This is a genomic window from Bacillus sp. PK5-006 (assembly GCF_054161415.1).
Window position 1 is genome coordinate 3250674 of sequence record NZ_CP096414.1, and the last position, 17433, is coordinate 3268106.

The 17433-nt window shown below is 42.2% G+C and carries 16 protein-coding genes; 6 read left to right on the forward strand and 10 right to left on the reverse strand.

Annotation, left to right across the window (positions count from 1 at the left end; all coding sequences use genetic code 11):
• Positions 1 to 36 precede the first annotated feature (36 nt).
• The 4 genes from M1D84_RS16765 to M1D84_RS16780 all read right to left on the reverse strand — a co-directional run bounded on the left by M1D84_RS16765 (position 37) and on the right by M1D84_RS16780 (position 5199).
• Positions 37 to 2223 (reverse strand): DNA topoisomerase III, encoded by a 2187-nt coding sequence (locus tag M1D84_RS16765; RefSeq protein WP_024425570.1) that lies wholly within the window; start codon positions 2221 to 2223, stop codon positions 37 to 39.
• Positions 2224 to 2295: 72 nt separating this feature from the next.
• Positions 2296 to 3351: a tartrate dehydrogenase gene (locus M1D84_RS16770; RefSeq protein WP_024425569.1), complete on the reverse strand. Its 1056-nt coding sequence runs from the start codon at positions 3349 to 3351 to the stop codon at positions 2296 to 2298.
• 98 nt (positions 3352 to 3449) lie between these two features.
• Positions 3450 to 4382 carry a DMT family transporter gene (locus tag M1D84_RS16775; RefSeq protein WP_283859882.1) on the reverse strand — a complete coding sequence of 311 codons (933 nt, stop codon included), beginning with the start codon at positions 4380 to 4382 and terminating at the stop codon, positions 3450 to 3452.
• Complete coding sequence (locus M1D84_RS16780) at positions 4372 to 5199, reverse strand: AraC family transcriptional regulator (protein WP_283859881.1); 828 nt, start codon at positions 5197 to 5199, stop codon at positions 4372 to 4374. The genes M1D84_RS16775 and M1D84_RS16780 overlap by 11 nt, the downstream gene beginning before the upstream one ends.
• Positions 5200 to 5352: 153 nt before the next feature.
• On the opposite strand from M1D84_RS16780, the gene M1D84_RS16785 reads away from it, so the two are divergent.
• Together M1D84_RS16785 and M1D84_RS16790 are read left to right on the forward strand one after the other, a co-directional pair.
• Positions 5353 to 6027: a GntR family transcriptional regulator gene (locus M1D84_RS16785; protein ID WP_332285581.1), complete on the forward strand. Its 675-nt coding sequence runs from the start codon at positions 5353 to 5355 to the stop codon at positions 6025 to 6027.
• 129 nt (positions 6028 to 6156) lie between these two features.
• The gene (locus M1D84_RS16790) at positions 6157 to 6453 is read left to right on the forward strand and encodes a DUF3817 domain-containing protein (protein WP_008347156.1); all 297 of its coding nucleotides are present in this window, start codon (positions 6157 to 6159) and stop codon (positions 6451 to 6453) included.
• Positions 6454 to 6528: 75 nt separating this feature from the next.
• On the opposite strand, the gene M1D84_RS16795 is transcribed toward M1D84_RS16790, so the two are convergent.
• Entirely contained in the window at positions 6529 to 8781 is a 2253-nt protein-coding gene (locus tag M1D84_RS16795; RefSeq protein WP_332285579.1) for a hypothetical protein, read from the reverse strand.
• A gap of 158 nt (positions 8782 to 8939) precedes the next feature.
• Here M1D84_RS16795 and M1D84_RS16800 point away from each other — a divergent pair, with 158 nt between their 5' ends.
• Positions 8940 to 9158, forward strand: coding sequence for a hypothetical protein (locus M1D84_RS16800; protein WP_034283837.1), 219 nt, complete (start codon positions 8940 to 8942; stop codon positions 9156 to 9158).
• Between the two features lie 13 nt (positions 9159 to 9171).
• Positions 9172 to 9354: a hypothetical protein gene (locus tag M1D84_RS16805; protein ID WP_332285577.1), complete on the forward strand. Its 183-nt coding sequence runs from the start codon at positions 9172 to 9174 to the stop codon at positions 9352 to 9354.
• Between the two features lie 618 nt (positions 9355 to 9972).
• Here the strand turns inward: M1D84_RS16805 and M1D84_RS16810 are convergent.
• On the reverse strand, positions 9973 to 10395 hold the full coding sequence (locus M1D84_RS16810) for a pyridoxamine 5'-phosphate oxidase family protein (RefSeq protein ID WP_044335067.1): 423 nt from the start codon (positions 10393 to 10395) through the stop codon (positions 9973 to 9975).
• Between the two features lie 294 nt (positions 10396 to 10689).
• Positions 10690 to 11559 carry an SDR family oxidoreductase gene (locus M1D84_RS16815; protein WP_024425561.1) on the reverse strand — a complete coding sequence of 290 codons (870 nt, stop codon included), beginning with the start codon at positions 11557 to 11559 and terminating at the stop codon, positions 10690 to 10692.
• A gap of 156 nt (positions 11560 to 11715) precedes the next feature.
• On the opposite strand from M1D84_RS16815, the gene M1D84_RS16820 reads away from it, so the two are divergent.
• A complete protein-coding gene (locus M1D84_RS16820) occupies positions 11716 to 12324 on the forward strand; it encodes a class I SAM-dependent methyltransferase (RefSeq protein ID WP_212048890.1) in 609 nt (202 codons plus the stop codon).
• A gap of 16 nt (positions 12325 to 12340) precedes the next feature.
• Here M1D84_RS16820 and M1D84_RS16825 read toward each other — a convergent pair whose 3' ends face one another.
• From M1D84_RS16825 to M1D84_RS16835, 3 genes are all read right to left on the reverse strand, one after another.
• Positions 12341 to 14428 carry a BglG family transcription antiterminator gene (locus tag M1D84_RS16825; RefSeq protein WP_212048888.1) on the reverse strand — a complete coding sequence of 696 codons (2088 nt, stop codon included), beginning with the start codon at positions 14426 to 14428 and terminating at the stop codon, positions 12341 to 12343.
• 131 nt (positions 14429 to 14559) lie between these two features.
• Positions 14560 to 15642, reverse strand: coding sequence for a C45 family peptidase (locus M1D84_RS16830; RefSeq protein WP_332285572.1), 1083 nt, complete (start codon positions 15640 to 15642; stop codon positions 14560 to 14562).
• Positions 15643 to 15731: 89 nt separating this feature from the next.
• Entirely contained in the window at positions 15732 to 16364 is a 633-nt protein-coding gene (locus tag M1D84_RS16835; RefSeq protein WP_044335074.1) for a GDSL-type esterase/lipase family protein, read from the reverse strand.
• Between the two features lie 406 nt (positions 16365 to 16770).
• Here M1D84_RS16835 and M1D84_RS16840 point away from each other — a divergent pair, with 406 nt between their 5' ends.
• Positions 16771 to 17406, forward strand: a complete 636-nt coding sequence (locus M1D84_RS16840) for an FMN-dependent NADH-azoreductase (RefSeq protein ID WP_034283819.1) — start codon at positions 16771 to 16773, stop codon at positions 17404 to 17406.
• The last annotated feature ends 27 nt before the right edge of the window (positions 17407 to 17433 follow it).

A 17433-nucleotide genomic window follows, 5' to 3' on the forward strand; every position in this document is an offset into this window, starting at 1 on the left:
GAAAACCCATGCGTTTCCGCATGGGTTTTTATAATACTATTGATCTAATTTTAATTTCTTTAATTGCTCAGCCAGTGCGTTATTGATTGGTTCTTCCACTTTCTTTTGTTTCTTCATATATTTAGACACATCATGCTTACTGGCTCTCTTTTGATTGGTTTGTGATTTGCGTTTTTCGAAAACAGACAGTTTTTCTCTATGGCCGCACACACAAGCGAAGATTTTGCCATCGCCTTCTCCGCGTAGCTCGAGCTTTTTATGGCAGTTCGGGCAGCGTGCGTTTGTTTTCTTCGCCACATTTTTACGGTGGCCGCATTCTCGGTCTTGGCACACGAGCATTGTGCCATGTTTTCCATTCACTTTCAGCATAAGTTTTCCGCAGTCCGGACAATGGGTGCCAGTGACATTGTCATGCTTAAAGGTTTGGTTCGTCTGTTTGATTTCAGATACGGCTTGTTTTGCATAGGACTTCATTTCACTCATGAATTGAGAAGCCTTCAGCTGTCCTTTTGCGATTTTAGAAAGCTTTTGTTCCCACTCTGCTGTTAATGCTGGAGACTTTAAGTCTTCAGGCACTAAGGAGAGCAGCTGCTTCCCTTTCGATGTGATGAAAATATCTTTGCCCTTTTTCTCGATTAAGAAGCTGTTGAACAGTTTTTCAATGATATCGGCTCTTGTGGCTACTGTCCCTAGTCCGCCTGTTTCACCAAGGGTTTTCACTAAGTCCTTTTCCTGATTCTGCATAAATGCCGCTGGGTTCTCCATAGCAGATAGCAGGGTTGCTTCATTAAAACGAGCAGGAGGTTTCGTTTCTCCTTTTGTTTCTTTCAGCTGGCGCACTTCAAGTGATTGCCCTTCAGAAAGTACCGGCAGATGCTGATCTGCTTCAGCTGATTCCTCGTCTTCATAGGATTCATCATACACGGCTTTCCAGCCGGCTGATTGCACGGTTTTTCCTTTTGCTGTGAATGTTTCACTGCCTATTTTGGCGATCACCGTTGTTTCCTCGTATTCAAAAGGATTCATGAGTACAGCAAGGAATCGTTTTGCAATAAGATCATACAATTTACGCTCTTTATCACTTAATGCACCAGGATACAGCTCTTCCTCGGTTGGAATGATCGCATGGTGATCTGACACTTTTGCATCGTTGACGAAGCCTTTGTGCGCTTTCACGCCTGATTGTAAAATGCGGTTCACATGCTGTGCGTACGGTCTGACGTTCATTCCTTTTAAACGATCTTTTAATGTAGGAACGATATCCGCTGAAATAAATCGTGAATCTGTACGCGGATATGTCACAAGCTTATGCTGCTCATACAACCGTTGAAGCGTAGATAATGTTTCTTTTGCTGAGAATCCGTAGCGTTTATGCGCATCACGCTGCAATTCAGTCAGGTCGTACAGCCCTGGAGCAAAAGCTTTTTTCGCTGTTTTTTTCAATGCATCGATCACTGCTGGTTTTCCTTTGCAGCCTGCCAAACGCTCTTTTATAATATTCTCTTGGAATGTGCGGTTTTGCTTTGTTTTGGCATCCTGCCACGTCAAGGTGAGTCCATCTACTTGTGCAGTCATTCCATAAAACGGCTTCGGCTGGAATTGCTGAATGTCTTCTTCTCGTTTGGCGATCATGGCAATCGTTGGTGTTTGTACCCGTCCGCAGGAAAGCTGTGCATTGAATTTGGTCGTCAGCGCCCTTGTTGCGTTGATCCCTACAATCCAGTCTGCCTCTGCACGTGCAACCGCTGAGCGATACAGATTATCATATTCTCTGCCGTCTTTTAGTCGTTTGAAGCCTTCTTGAATGGCTTTGTCCGTAACAGATGAGATCCATAGTCGTTTTAGGGGCTTTTTCACATGTGCTTTTTCAAGAATCCATCTTGCGACAAGCTCCCCTTCACGTCCAGCATCTGTTGCGATGACAATGTCTTTTACATCTTTTCTTGTAAGCTGTGCTTTTACTGCTTGAAATTGTTTACCTGTCTTTTTCATGACGACAAGCTTTAGCGGCTCTGGAATGATCGGCAAATCCTCTAAACGCCAGGATTGAAATTCTTTTCCGTAGCCTTCTGGATCAGCCAGTGTGACCAAATGGCCAAGGGCCCACGTTACAATGTATTGATCTCCTTCTAAAAAACCATTTCCTTTTTTATGACACTTCAGTACACGTGCTAAGTCACGTCCTACTGAAGGTTTCTCTGCTAATACAACTGTTTTTGACACTAAATTTCACATCTCTTTCTTCTATCCATCCTTTTATTATAGCAGACGTGGAGATGTGGTTCTAATGACGGATTATTTCTTCAAGCGCTTGATGATTTCGTTTGTGATTTCTTGTGTTTGATAAGCCCCGCCGATGTCTGCCGTTAAAAAGCCGTCTGCTGTGACTGACTCGATGATTTCAAGCAGGTGTGTACCCAGTTCTTCCTCACCGAAATGATCAAGCATGAGTTTAGCGGTCCAAATTTGACCGATTGGGTTGGCGATTCCTTTTCCTGCAATGTCTGGGGCTGATCCGTGTACAGGCTCAAACATGGATGGATATTTGCCATTCACATTGATGTTGGCGGCAGGCGCCACGCCAATACTTCCCATAATCGCAGCCCCAAGATCAGTTAAAATATCGCCAAATAAATTGCTGGCAACAATCACATCGAATTTCTCTGGTCTTGTCACAAAGAAGGCTGAGAGCGCATCAATGTGCTGCGAGTCTGCTGTCACCTCTGGATAATCCTTGGATACGTCTTGAAACACTTCATCCCAAAATGGCATTGTATGAACGATTCCATTCGATTTGGTTGCACTTGTCACATGCTTTCGTCTTTTTTCTGCTAATTGAAAAGCAAAGCGCATGGCTCGCTCTGTCCCTTTTCTGGAGAAAACAGCATTTTGAATGGCAAGCTGATCTTCCCCTTGATAGATGCGGCCACCGATTTCACTATATTCACCTTCACCGTTTTCTCTTACAACAAGAAGATCGAAATCCTTTGGCTGAGCAAGCGGGGAGCGAATACCGCTCAGCTGTTTTGCAGGTCTAACGTTAATCACCTGCTCAAATTCACGTCTAATTTTAATCAGCAATCCCCAAAGCGATACATGATCCGGCACTAAATTGGCATCTCCGACTGCCCCTAAGAAAATGCTGTCAAAGGCTTTCAGTTGTTCCAATCCATCCTTTGGCATCATTTCGCCATGCTCTAAATAATATTCACAGCTCCACGGAAAATCCTGAAAGGTGAAAGACAGACCGCCATGCACATCTGATATCGCTTTCAAAACTCGGATGGCTTCAGGTACAACTTCCTTTCCAACCCCGTCTCCTGGTATTGCTGCAATTGAAACATGCTTCATTGATTTTTCCCCCTTCGTCATCGGTCGACCGTCGACCATTTAATTCGAGTTTACTAGAGAGTGTCTGTTCTTACAATGGATAAAAGACGCTTTTTTGATCAAAGCGCCTTTTTATCCTGCATCAGCATACGGGGCTCCTGTTTCTTTCTTCCCGTACTTTTTTTATCTGAAAGCAGCAAGCCTCCTAAGGTCAGTGCCGTTCCAAGCGCAGACATGAAGGTCAATCTCTCGTGAAGAACGATTATTGAAATGACCATCGTAATAATGGGCACTCCATAAATATACACACTCGATTTCACCACACCGAGCGTTTTCACAGAAAAGCTCCATGTCAGAAAACAAATGGCAGATGCGAAAAGGCCTAAAAACAGTAAATGGAAGGCAAACGATGGATTCGTCAATCGTTCCCAGTCTAAACGAATTTTAAAATGCCAGATCAGTGGAATCATCCATAGCAGTCCGTAAAAGAAGACACGCCTTGTTACCTGAATGATATGATAGCCATATTGGTTGATCATCTTCGATAAAATGGAATAGAATGCCCAGACGATGGTAGCCGTTAAAGCTAACGCATCACCGAGTGGATTCAATTGAAACGTGGTCATTCCATTCATGCTGATCAGCACGATTCCCGTCATTGCGATGAAAAAGCCTATGAAAAACCGGCTGTGCAGCGGCTCATCTTTTAATAAAAAATAAGCCAATAAAAAGGAGAAGAATGGGACAACGGAGCTGATGACACCTGCATTTGAAGCGAATGTATAAGTAAGTGCGACATTTTCTAAAAAGTAATATAAGACCACACCGCATAAACCTGCCAGCGCAAACATCCCTTCATGCTTTTTACTTCGCACCTTCATGGTGACTGGATAGATGATCATCAGAACCAAGTACCCTATAAAAAAACGGAAAAATAAAATCTCTGTTGGAGAAAAAGCCGTTAATAATATTTTGGTAGAGATAAAGGTAGATCCCCATAAAAAAATGGTGAACATGGCCGCCAAATGACCAAGCAGCTGTTTATTTTTCATCAGCAGTTACCTGCTTTACAAAAATTTGCTGATACTGCCCTGGCGTAAGCCCAATAAATTCCGAAAAGAAATGTGTCAAATGACTTTGATCAGAAAATCCAGCAGAGGCAGCCGCATCTACAGGCTTTACTCCTTGGGCAAGAAGCTCCTTCGCATAGTTCACCCTGACTGTCTGTAAATAACGATACGGCGTGATGCCTCTGAACTTTGTAAAAGCACGCAGCAATGAATATTTGTTCATAGACACAAGCTCACCTAATTCATCTAACGAGATATTTTCTGTGAGGTGAGTTTCGATATATTGCTGTACGTCTTGGACTTTTTGTTCGTTGGCACGTGCGGGTGATGCTTTTTCCTCTGATGTATCAGCATAGGCTTCAATCAATTGTTTCATAAAGAAATAGAAGGTTTCCTGTTTATTCAAAGCAGGAGCTTCTTCTGTGATCATTTGATGTAGATCATATAATGGCTTTGTTAGTTCACTTTGTGAAAACACAGGGGCTTTAAAATGCGGTTTGTGCTGAAAGACCTTCTCTAGCACCTCTGCTTCAATATTTAAGCAGCGATAATCGAGTGTCCTGTGATCAATTTGTTCACATGCATGATTATCATACGGATTGAAAAGAAGGATATCACCCTTTTCAATGATGTATTCTTGATTTTGGCAGATCAAACGTCTTTGACCATCTTCAATAAATCCAATCACATAATATGTATGAAAATGATTCGGGAACTTTTGCATGATGCCATGAAAGCGATACGCTTCTATTTGCAAGTTTTGATCAAAATGTACAGTTCGTTCCTCTTGTGTGTTCATGTCGATCCCTCTTTTCACTGAACTGATCATAAGTGTAGCACACCCTTTTTCTCTTGGATTGTACGATATTGACTTTTCGATGCAGGCTTGCCTAGAGGGAAGAACTTGGATAACATGAGACAAAAGATGATGTATAAAAGAGGGAACGATGGAATGAATTCATTCGAGTTGGAAAAACCAGCACCGTATCACATGCAATTTTATGAACAGCTGAAGCAAATGATTTTTGATGGCCAGTTTCAGCCAGGCGAGCGCATCAACGAAACACAGCTTGCCAAGCAATTTGGCGTAAGCCGATCACCGGTAAGAGAGGCCATGAGGCTGTTAGAAAAAGACGAGCTTTTAATCGCGGATCATCGCTCAGGCTATTCCGTCTATACGTTAACAGAAAAAGATGTTGAGGAGCTTTATCAAATTCGGGTGGCCTTAGAAACACTTGCTGTTGAGCTTGCCTGCAGGGAAGCCTCGCAAAGAGAAATGGATGAAATTGAGAAGGTTCTCACGCAGGCGGATGAAACAATCAAGCAGCAGCTGCCATCTAAAGAGATCGTCCAGTTACATGTAGCCTTTCACCAAAAAATCATTTTAGCGAGTCACAATGACCGTTTATCCAAACAATTGAAGCACGTGAATGCACTCATTCACTATTGCCGCATCTTCCATTTTAGCGGCGGGGCCCGTGCTGAAACCATTCAAAGGGAGCATACAGCCATCTATTCTGAAATAAAAGAGCGCCGCTCCAGAGAAGCTGTTCAAGCAATGAGGGAGCATTTATTACATGATGTCATGCACTTAAAGCAAGTACTCTCTAAAACAAACAAAGAGTAAAGGACTTTTCCCATTTTTTAAGCATTCCATGAACATATTTTGAATTTTTCGTAGATTTCAGCATGTCCAGACGATCTTTCGTTTATATTAGAAGATGAGAAACTAGCTTTTATACAGGAGGATTTGTATATGCATACAAGTATTAGCCGTCTTCGACAGGCGGGTTTTATTGAGGGTATGTCTCTTTTAACCCTTCTTTTAATTGCCATGCCTCTAAAATATTTTGCGGATATTCCGATGGCAGTCACTATTGTAGGCTCTCTTCATGGCGCATTGTTTGTCATCTATATGCTCATTTTGGCATATGTGACTTTTAAAGTTCGCTGGCATTTGAAATGGTCCATCGCTGGTTTTTTTGCGGCTTTCATTCCTTTCGGTAACTTCGCCTACGATAAGGTGCTCCGCCAATATGATACAAAAGCTTAATCAAAAAGGGCTAAAACGACATTCGTTTTAGCCCCTAGTCTTCACGCTGAAGCGTCCTGATAAAGGAACGCTTTTTTATATTGATGCATATTTCACAATGGCTGCTCGACGCGTCATGTCGTGATACGCCACCCATAATTCATCACCAGGCAAGACGCTAGTGATTGGATCGATTGGCTGCTTCACTTCATACATCATGCCATTTCTCTCAACCTGAATGATCGCTAACGGCAGATTGCCGATGACGCCCCCAAATTCAACATTGGTCACTTTTGCACTTCCTTGTTTCTCTTGCATGAGACCCATTTCTCTATCCAGCTCTTCTTTCTTTGTCTGGATCGTGATTTGAGTGCCCGCTGCGACCTGCATATGATCAGGGATAAACTGGCTGACCGTTTTTGTGATGGACTCATTTCCGTTTGAAACCGTCACATCAAGCTGAATAGGCTTTTGTTCATGGATGGCAATTGGATATTGCTTCACACGCTGGATCGTTCCTGTTAACGTCACATCTTTCCCCGATCGATTCCGCACTTCATGGCCATAGGCTGCCATTTTGAGCTGGCCGTTGATGTCGACGAGATCGGCTTTTTCTCCTGTTGTAAATTCAAAACCAGCGGCTTGAATCATTGGAATGATATACGTTTTCTGGTCCAATTCAAATGTGAGTGATAAGACGGTGCCTCGTCCTACAGTTCCATATGATTCTATATTTCTTAAAACAGCGCCTTTGATGAACTTTGGCTGACTTGGCTGTGAGAAGTCACCCTCTTTTAAGAGCATTGCCTTTTTCTTCTGCGGATTATAGAGAATGGCGATACGCTGACCTGGCTGTGGTATCTGGGTATAAGATACAACCGTTTTAACCGTCTTCTCGATATTTTGCCCATCATATTGAAATTGCAGCTGCATTTTGATAATCGGCTGTTCGTTGAGGTAGGTGCCTGTTTCTTTGACAGATACAATATTGGCTTCTAATGTGACACTGTCTTTGATTTTGTTGTTTCTTACCAATCTCAAAATCGGCGGCAGGAAGATGGCTAGTACAAATAACAGCAATGGAATAAACAGCCATATTGCCCAGTTGAGAATGAGCGGTCCGCCTTTCATGACATATTGCATAAAGGTGTCAAATGATGTTTGGTGAGCAGGGCTTGCGTTTTCGATTGAGATGACTTTTTGCAAAGGAAATTCCTTTAGCTGTTTGCTTTTCGTCTCAAATGCACCCGTTAATTGATTTTCGAATGAATAATAGATCCAATCACTATTCACATTTTTATGAAAAAATAGTCCTTCTCTGTTTAAAATTTCATATGAAAACGACTGAAAAAGCTTGCTGACAGACGTCGTCTTATTTGTGCGGTGGTTGTAAATATAACCAATCAGCTTGCCTTTTGCTTCGTCCTTTGCTGTAGAGCCTGCAAGAAGAACTTCTTCTTCATTAAGCTGGTAAATAAAGGTTTGATAAATCGGTTTTGGTGTTGGGACGACTTCACCAAGCCCTCCATCTGCATTCACTTTCCTTGGTCTTTTTGGATAGTTAGATTCGACAGCGACGGCAAAGTTTTGGGATGTTCCGATTGTTTTTGCTAGCTGCTTCTCCACTTTATCTTTAATGAGGCTAAACGGTTCAGCGTTTTTGGAGACATAGACCCCAAGCTGATGCTTATCGTTTGAGACTCCGCTGACATATGCTTTCTGGTCATTTTTTAAAGTCAATTCAAATATAGGTATAGGCGTCTGGCCTCTAAAGGAGTTCATGACGGCATCGATGGAAACGGGTCTTGCTGGCAGCTTCAGTTTGTTGAGATTGTGCACATGAAAAAACTGACCATTCTTTAGCTCACCTAGGACTGTAGCGGCACCTTCCATTTCTCCTGTAAACACAAGCCGTCCATTCCATTGATATGTATTCGTTTTTAAAAACGAGGGTATCTGCAAGTTTTGTTTAATGAGCTCTTTTTTTTCTCCGCTAGGCGTTAGTTTCTCGATCAAAAGCTGCCCCTCTTTATTTTTTAAAGCAAGTAAGAGATTGTTACCTTGAATGGATGGCACCATTTCATTAAACGTATCGCTTTCCGTGGTCCATTCACTGATTATTTTTCCTGATTGAGGATCATACATTACAAAATGGAGTTGCTGGTCTTTTGATACAGCACTCACCACTCGTTTCCCTTCATCAAATGTAAATATTCGTCTGACGTCATATTGCGTCGCTTTCCCTGCTGACAAATCATCTTGGTAGTGGTTCCACACCAAGAAACTAAGAATGATTGCTGGAATAAAGAAGACAATATACCTGAGGAAAATGACTGGTATTCTTTTCACTTGATCGCTTCCTTTCATGAGGTTCCTTTCACTTATACGTCAGTACAGCGAAAATGTTTCATGCTAGAAGAATACCATCAAAGCCCCTAAAATCCATATTTTACAAACTTTGTTGTTTACGATAAAATCCAATCAGATTCAAAAAAGGAGTTATCTCATTGGATAAGCTATCATCAATCATTCTAGCAGCTTGGCTGCGTGTCCCTCGCTGGTTCAAGCAATGGGTACTCGTATCCATTTCCATTTTCTTTTTTTATATGTGTTTTGTAAAGGGGCTGACTAGCTGGCACACCTTGCCGCCTGTCACTTTGCTCTCATGTGTGATTGGTTCCTTTATCATTTGGCTGATGTGGCTTAAGGGACAAAAAAATAAGTGAAAAGAGGACAATAATGAAAAAATCCATTCTTTATTTTGTGATCTCTTTTGTTCTGCAATTCGTTTGGTTTGGTCTTGTGCACCCAAATAGAGGCGTGACACTGCTGGATATGTTCATGTTTTCTATTTTGTTTGCGGTCATGTTCTTTTTTATTGAACGAATTTGGCGGTATAGGAAGAAAGGACAAAGTAAATGATCATGAAGCCCGCTTTATTCACTCTGATGATCTGTGCATTTATCGGCCTGCTGTTAGTGTCAAACCCTTTTGGAGCGGACGCTATGCGAATGGTTGCGACCTTTGTTTTTCCTTTTCTTGTGCTCATTGGTTTCGGGGTTCTATTGTTTGACCTAATGAAAAAGGCTGCCAAATAGATGGCAGCCTGTTCCTTACTCTTTTCATGCAAATAAATAATCAATGTTTAATCTCCGTTACGGAGTGTATGAATTAAGATTCGATCATATCAGTGTGTCATATGTGTTCCGAGTGAACCTACGTTTGAAAGTAAACGCCATGGAAGTTCTGGATAACAAGACAACGAAAGCCCTACCTCTCATTCGTCCTTACGGCTCCGAAGCCGTGCCAGTGTGAATTGTAAATCAAAACGTCTTTTTTCCATTCTTCCGCTTTTATAGGGGGCGGGTGCAGAAGGAAAAGAATAAGTTTGTTCGCTTTGACAGCGTCTCGTTCTTATCAAGTAGAAGCTCTATTGCTTCTCATTATGTCATAGAAAAAAGAAAGTTTACTTTCTTTATTTATTTGCTTATTTCAACACTAATATAAAACTATAACACATTCCCCCTGCTTACGCAAGTGTTAAAGTGATAATTCTGCTGGTGTACGGCTTCCTTCATTCATATAACGAATGGAGGTTGGTTCAATCTTCAGAATCACTAGATTCGGATCCTCTTTTCCTTTAAACCATTTCTCCATCTCATCAGACCAAAGACGGTCGATCAGTTCCCGATCATCGGTTAATGCTGCGGTGCCTGCAATCTCTGCATAAGTATCACCGAATCCTTCGCCTGAATATCCAATAAGAATATGAACATTCGGATTTTTTTCAATTTCATCTGCTTTATGTGTTTCTTTACTCGTTGGTGTATATAACGTCAGACCTTCATGGAAAAACGTCATGTAGCGGGTATGCGGCTTATCCTGTTCAACAGTCGCTAGTGTCCCGACCTTTTGTTCATCTAATAGGTTTAATACCTTTTGTTTTAATTCTTCTTGAGACATATCGTTTCACTCCTTCAAAATTTCATCCGTATACGTAGGTTTCCACGACAGCCCATTCATTAAACAAAGAAATGTGTTTTTCATAAAAAGCGACCTTCTGGCTGATGCTATAGAAAACAGGTTCAATGAAGGGAGAAATTGAACATGCATCATGAAACGATGTTCCATTTGAGTTCACTTGTCATTGCGGCAGTTGTTGTAGGCATTATCGTATGGTCTGTCATATCTGTGCAGAAAAATCGCAAGAAATACTAAAATCACCGCCCAATCAAAGCTGGGCGGTGCCGCGGTAGATCATGTATTCATAAAGGAACCGCCATTGACGTGGAGTGTCTGTCCTGTCATATAAGACGATTCGTCAGAAGCCAGCAGGACAAAGCAGCCGACATGCTCAACAGGCTGTCCTGGTCTTCCCATTGGGGTTTCTGCGCCGAAGCTTTCCACACTGTCTTCATCAAATGTAGATGGAATGAGCGGCGTCCAAATTGGACCTGGCGCTACACCGTTCACCCGAATCCCATCTTTCACAAGCGATTGTGCCATAGAACGCGTAAAGCCGTTAATGGCTCCTTTTGTCGCCGTATAATCAATCAGCACTGGGTTTCCTCGATATGGGTTAATTGATGTTGTATTAATGATGGAGCTTCCCGGTTTTAAATAATCCAGTGCCTTTTTCGTAAAATAGAAATAGGAATAGAAGTTGGTTCTAAAGGTTTGGTGAAGCTGTTCACTCGAAATATCTTGAATACGTTCTTGCGGATGCTGTTCAGCCGCATTATTTACTAAAATGTCTAATTGACCAAAGGCTTCAACTGTTTTTTCTACTGCTTTCTCACAAAAGGCTTCGTCACCGACATCTCCTGCAATCGTTAAGCATTTAACGCCTTCCTGTTCTACACGTTTTTGCGTATCCTCTGCATCCTCATGTTCATTTAAATACACAATGGCAACATGTGCCCCTTCCTTTGCATAGGCAACAGATACTGCCCGTCCAATTCCACTATCTCCACCTGTAATCAGTGCCACTTTTCCTTTTAGCTTGCCAGAACCTTGATATGATTCATCCTCAAAGATCGGCGCTGGATTCATTTCTCTTTCACTGCCTGGCTGCTGATCCTGCGTTTGGCGCGGAATGCCATTTGTTAAATATTCACGTAAATCCATGTGTAAGCTCCTCCTTGATTTGTTGATGTATCCTTTCATTACCACCTCATTTTTTCACTCAAACATCATAAAGCTGTACAGATGTGTTCCCGAAAATCAGCATGTTTGAAGAGGGGAAAAATCGGTTACATGATCATCAAAAAGGAGCGTTCTCACATGCTGTCTATTTCGAAAACCTTTAGCAGACCAAAAGGCTGGCTCGGAAGCATTGCTGGACTCATTATGGCAAATGAAAATAAAGCATTGAATCAGTGGGCCATCCGCCACTTAGATTTGACAGATGGTGAAAACATTTTGGAAATTGGCTATGGACCCGGCTACAGCATTAAACATATGCTCAAGCATTATGAAGATCTTCACATTGATGGGCTTGATGCTTCTTCCACCATGCAGGAGCAAGCACAGTCACGCGTCAGCAAACGGGCAAAAGACAAACAAGTTCGGCTGTATGTCGGAAAAATCGAGAAAACACGTCTTCCCGGAGAGCAGTATGACAAAGTGCTGTCTGTTAACAATTTTACGATTTGGGATGATCCAAAAACGGGATTACTCAATCTTTATCACACCTTGAAACCAGGCGGAACACTCGTTATTGTGATGCAGCCAAGAGAAAAAGGAGCTGACGCCAAGCGGACAAAAGAGATGGGTAAAAACATATTAAACGACTTGCAGTTTGCCGGGTTTGACCAATTTTCTATTGAGTATGAACAAATTCGTCCTACCCTTGCTGTCTGTGTCACAGCAAAAAAGCCGAGAAGCGAATAAGCTCTCGGCCTTTTTCTTACCACTTTGCCTCTTTGACAAATTGATAGAAAAGCTGATGTAATTTCTGTTCAATGTCTTCCTTTGTCCCCTGTCCATAAAGCGCCATGCTTTCTTCACTTTCAATGATGGATGAGCTGATCAGACTAAACATTTCTGATCCTTCCTTGCCAAGCTCTTGCGGCGCAAGCATCATGAGCATTCGTGACATCTGCTGCTGCCCGCCATCCATGCTTTTAACCTCGTATGCCTCATCAAGATCATAAATATGAAAGATTGGTTCCTTGATGAATGTATGCTTTAAATGATAAAGAGCAAACTCAGTGCCAGGTATGCCTAAGCCGCCTTGCTGTTCACGTTCCAGAAGGCCGCCCGCCACATCATCCGCATGTATGATAAACCCTTCCTCTTCAAGCTGACGAAGCAGCTGCCTGATAGTTTCATCATGCTGCGGCATCGTCTTTCTTTTTTCGATGGTAAAATGGGACAGGATGCTGCGAATCACAAACATATAATTCGTCACCTGCTCTGCAACCGCCATCATATCAACGGTTTCTTGCACCAATTCTTTAGGAGATTCTTTTGTTCTTTTTTTCTCGATGATATAAGGAATCTTCCGTTTAATATGAGCCTTCACACGCATGGCATCATCCTCGTTTAAGAGGGGGCTGACCATAATGTAATCGATATGCTCATAGGGAATCGGAACGGTCGAGACAATCATGTCATAGCTCGATGCATCGATTTCCTTTAGCTCCATCAAGGAGGATAGATCGAATTTGGCGATCTCCGGCAATTCTTTTTTCAACCGGGAGGCAAGCATTTTCGAGGAACCAATCCCGCTTGAGCAAACAACGAGCGCATGAATTTTTGTTTCTTCTTTTTTGATTTCAAGCACTGAGCCAAAGTGAAGCACAAGAAAGGCAATTTCATCCTCTGGAAATTCAATCTCTGGAAAGAAACGCTCGACTCCTTCTTCAATCGCCATAAACAGCAAAAAGTAGTCTTTTTTTATTTGTTGTGTGAGCGGATTATAGATTCTCATCTTTTCCTTTAGACGGTTCATGGCAGGCTCAAGATGAGACACGAGCCCCTCATACAATGAATCATTTTCATTGAGATGATAGCCGGTTTTATTTGAAATAAAATCAATGAGCTTTTTCGTTCTCAGCGCTATATCCAGCTCAATTTCATCAATACGGTATTCTGCCCCAAAGCTGCGATTTGCACTGCGAAGATGGATGGTCATATATCCGACCTCCGCTTCAGGAATCTCCACATTAAACATGCGTTCAAGCGCCCTTGCCATTCGAAGTGATGATTCAAATTCCTTCGTCCTCTTTAATTCCAGCAGCTCTTCCTCTTCCATTCGAATGGTTTCCCCAAGCTGAATACGTTCGATAGCATAGGTTAAGTGAACAACAAGTGCAATATAGGCACTATCAGATAATGAGAGTGACAGTCGATCTTTCAAATGAAAGAGCAGCCTTTCTACCTTTAGCAGCTGTCCTCTGCTGACAACGCCAAACACCTTTTCCGTTGCTTTCGTTCGATGTTTGATATTCATTTCAATCGTTTCTAAAAATAATTGAATATCGAGCCGGTCAACAATGAGATTGCCGACAATTTTTCGTTTTGCTTCCTCCGGCCCTTTTAATTCAATGCCGTACCCGCGCTTGCGGATAAGCTGCAAACCGTATGGAGCAATCCACTCCGTTAGTTCATCTAAATCATAGCTGATCGTCGCATTTGTGACCTGCAAGTCAGCTGCGAGTGTGTATAATTTCACCGGTTCCTTCGCTTCAAGCAGCGCACATAGAATTAAGAGCTTTCGTTCATCTGAGCTATATTCGATTTGATCCTCATTTGACATATGAGCAAGAAGCCGCTGTTTATCCTCCTGTTCGCCGACTGCCTTCAAGCCTTTCCCCGGCTGTTTATCTAACGAAAGATGATAATCTTTCAATATTGGTTTAATGGATTTTAGTTCTCTATGGATCGTTCTAGTACTTACCTGAACAGAATCGGCTATCTCACGAATGGTGACATAACGATTTTGCTGAATGATGTATTTAATGACTTTCTGTTCTCGTGCCGTTATGTACATGAAATGCCTCCTTCTGCATAAATAGGTCTATTGTCACACCTTAATATAAAACGCTTTCAACAAGCGATGCAATCTTAAGTTGATCTGACTTTGGCACAGCGGCTATGACAAAATTAAAAACAAGGGTTTCATCAGACGCTTCTCCAAAATGACGGTCCATAATCCTTTTGATGAAATTGAACCTTTTGTTCTTGAAAAGGCAGTGAACCTCCGGCTTTTAAAGAATAAGTCGGATTGTATACGGGAGAGCCAAAGCAATAATCGATTGTGCCTTCTTCTGGACGGAACATGACGGTTCGCATCGTTCCAAACAGCTCCTCATAATTGTGCACAGCCAGACCATCAGGATATTCTGTCTGGAACAGTTTCACAAGAGAATCACTTGATCGTTGCTCTTTTAAAGCTTCCATTAACATATCGTATCTGACAACAGAATGATGTTTGGTCATCCCTTTTGCTGTTTGATCAACTACCGGATGATTCGTTGCGGCAATATAACCTCTCTCCGGTCTCCTCACCCTTTTTTGACCATCAATGATTTCAATCACAGCCGCCTTTCCTTTTCGATCGGCAAGCATGATATGAACATTTGAGGCAACGGGCATTTCCTCGATACAGCGAATGGCTTCCTCGACCGTTGGACAGGATTCTAGAACAGAGCGAATCACATGATACACCTGCAAACCGGCGACGGCTGGAGGCTTTAAACCGGGTTCATTGCCAACCGGCGGACCGCAAGCAGAGAAAGTCACAGCAAGACCATGCTCATTCATTCCATCAGATCTGCCAAACAACAGCAGCGACGAGCCTGTATGATATGCCGAGCCTTTCACATGTGTCGTCACAAGACGCATATCATCAAAAATCGGGGAGAAATCATAGTTACGCAGCATGACCGTTTGTTGGCCTGCCGCCATATTCCCCTGCCTCACGCAATGGGAACAGCCAGGCTGAAGATGAGATGAATAGAAAAAGGTCAAATAACGCTCATCTAATTGCATTTCATCACAAAATCCAGCAATCTCTTCATCTAATTGAGGAAGAAAGGGACGGATCAACTGCTTCGTTTCTTTCACAGCCTGTTGTGTTACCGGTTCTGTTCGAATATATTGTGTCTTTAGAAACGGGTTCTCCTTAAGCCAGACAGCCTGCTGTTTTCCTACTTCATAAGCCGTTCCTGTCATCTTTTGAAAAAACGCACTGATTTCCTCCATGCCTGCACACCTCTTTCGCCTTCGTTTCTTTTATCATATCGAAACCGTCATATATTGAAAAGGATGAAAAAAACTGCAATCCCACCGGATTACAGCTGTTTACAGTATGCCTTAAACAATGCTTCTGCCATCGCTTCATACCCCTTAGGATTCGGGTGAAATTGATCAATCGATAAGTAGGCTCTTTCATGTCCTTCAAACGCCCGGTACACATCCACAACTTCTACATGCGGATTCGCAGCAAGCAAACGAAGCTGTTGATTATATTGCTGAAGCCACCGACCGGCTATTGGTATTTGCGGAAATGGATTATATAAATTCATGAAATACACGTAGTAGGGCTGATGCTGCCCTCTTTTGATCTGAGCGATTTCTTGAATCATCTTGCTAAAATTCGCCTGACAATGTATGACTGCTTGCAGCAGTTTCTTTTCATCTTCACTTTCCTCATACTGCTGAACAGCTTGAACAAGGTCATTCCCACAGCCTGTGATGGTGATGATGTCAGCTGCCGCAATCGAACGTCTCACCTCTGACCGTTTGAAGAGCTGTAAAATCTGCTCGGTCGTTAACCCTGATTTTGCAAATACGGACAGTTCGACTGGTGCATGCGTCTTTTTTTCAAGCATCCACCAAAACCGCTGAACAAATCCTCCGCCAAATAAACGTGCCCCCACACCAACTGTTAAGGAATCTCCAATCGCAACATAGGATCGTCCCACTCTTATCCCTCACTCTCTCCTGCCTTCTCTTATATATACGAAACCGGAGAACAGATGCTTGTAGCAGATGACTTAGGGGCATCCATCTTTTTTTGAGATGCAGCGCCTTTACAAACTCTTTACTTGCGATATCGATCAATTTTTTGTTCAATAAGAATAGGCTTTTTGCGCTGAAAACTGCGTGTTTACGCGTTCCAGAAAAATTTACAAACTTTTTATCTTGATTTCGAGACTTTTTACCTTGACTTCAAACTACATAGTGATTACAATGAAAATATCAGTTTTCATGTAACTGTGCTTGTTACATCTTTTTCATAGCATTCCAATATGATTAAAGATGCCACATATTCAGTGTACCTTTGGGATACGCTAAAAAAATAACCGAAACAGAAAGGATTGAATGAACATGGCAAAAGTTTTATACATCACTGCACATCCGCATGATGAAACAGTTTCTTACAGTATGGCTACTGCTAAGGCATTTATCGAATCTTATAAGGAAGCAAATCCAAGTGACGAGGTTGTACATATCGATTTGTACAAAGAAAACATCCCTCACATTGATGCAGATGTATTCGCTGGCTGGGGCAAACTTCAATCTGGCGCTGGTTTCGATACACTTTCAGCTGAAGAGCAAGCGAAAGTTGCTCGTCTAAACGAATTAAGTGATCAATTCGTTTCTGCTGACAAATATGTATTTGTTTCACCACTTTGGAACTTCTCATTCCCACCAGTTCTTAAAGCATACATCGACTCTGTTGCTGTAGCTGGTAAAACATTCAAATACACTGAGCAAGGTCCTGTTGGATTATTAACAGACAAAAAAGCTCTTCACATCCAAGCACGTGGCGGATACTACTCTGAAGGTCCTGCTGCTGAACTTGAAGCAGGTCATCGTTACCTTGGTACAATCGCTAGCTTCTTCGGAATTCCTTCTTTCGAAGGTCTTATCGTTGAAGGCCACAATGCTGAGCCTGCGAAAGCAGAACAAATTAAAGCAGATGCAATCGAACGTGCGAAAGCTTTAGGAAAAACTTTCTAATCAACTGCACACAAAAAGCCAATGATC

Bases quoted from the DNA above. Each gene is read 5' to 3' on its own strand.
- M1D84_RS16770 (WP_024425569.1), bottom strand. From the start codon at position 3,351: ATGAAGCATGTTTCAATTGCAGCAATACCAGGAGACGGGGTTGGAAAG.
- M1D84_RS16775 (WP_283859882.1), bottom strand. From the start codon at position 4,382: ATGAAAAATAAACAGCTGCTTGGTCATTTGGCGGCCATGTTCACCATT.
- M1D84_RS16780 (WP_283859881.1), bottom strand. From the start codon at position 5,199: ATGAACACACAAGAGGAACGAACTGTACATTTTGATCAAAACTTGCAA.
- M1D84_RS16785 (WP_332285581.1), top strand. From the start codon at position 5,353: ATGAATTCATTCGAGTTGGAAAAACCAGCACCGTATCACATGCAATTT.
- M1D84_RS16790 (WP_008347156.1), top strand. From the start codon at position 6,157: ATGCATACAAGTATTAGCCGTCTTCGACAGGCGGGTTTTATTGAGGGT.
- M1D84_RS16805 (WP_332285577.1), top strand. From the start codon at position 9,172: ATGAAAAAATCCATTCTTTATTTTGTGATCTCTTTTGTTCTGCAATTC.
- M1D84_RS16810 (WP_044335067.1), bottom strand. From the start codon at position 10,395: ATGTCTCAAGAAGAATTAAAACAAAAGGTATTAAACCTATTAGATGAA.
- M1D84_RS16815 (WP_024425561.1), bottom strand. From the start codon at position 11,559: ATGGATTTACGTGAATATTTAACAAATGGCATTCCGCGCCAAACGCAG.
- M1D84_RS16820 (WP_212048890.1), top strand. From the start codon at position 11,716: ATGCTGTCTATTTCGAAAACCTTTAGCAGACCAAAAGGCTGGCTCGGA.
- M1D84_RS16825 (WP_212048888.1), bottom strand. From the start codon at position 14,428: ATGTACATAACGGCACGAGAACAGAAAGTCATTAAATACATCATTCAG.
- M1D84_RS16830 (WP_332285572.1), bottom strand. From the start codon at position 15,642: ATGGAGGAAATCAGTGCGTTTTTTCAAAAGATGACAGGAACGGCTTAT.
- M1D84_RS16840 (WP_034283819.1), top strand. From the start codon at position 16,771: ATGGCAAAAGTTTTATACATCACTGCACATCCGCATGATGAAACAGTT.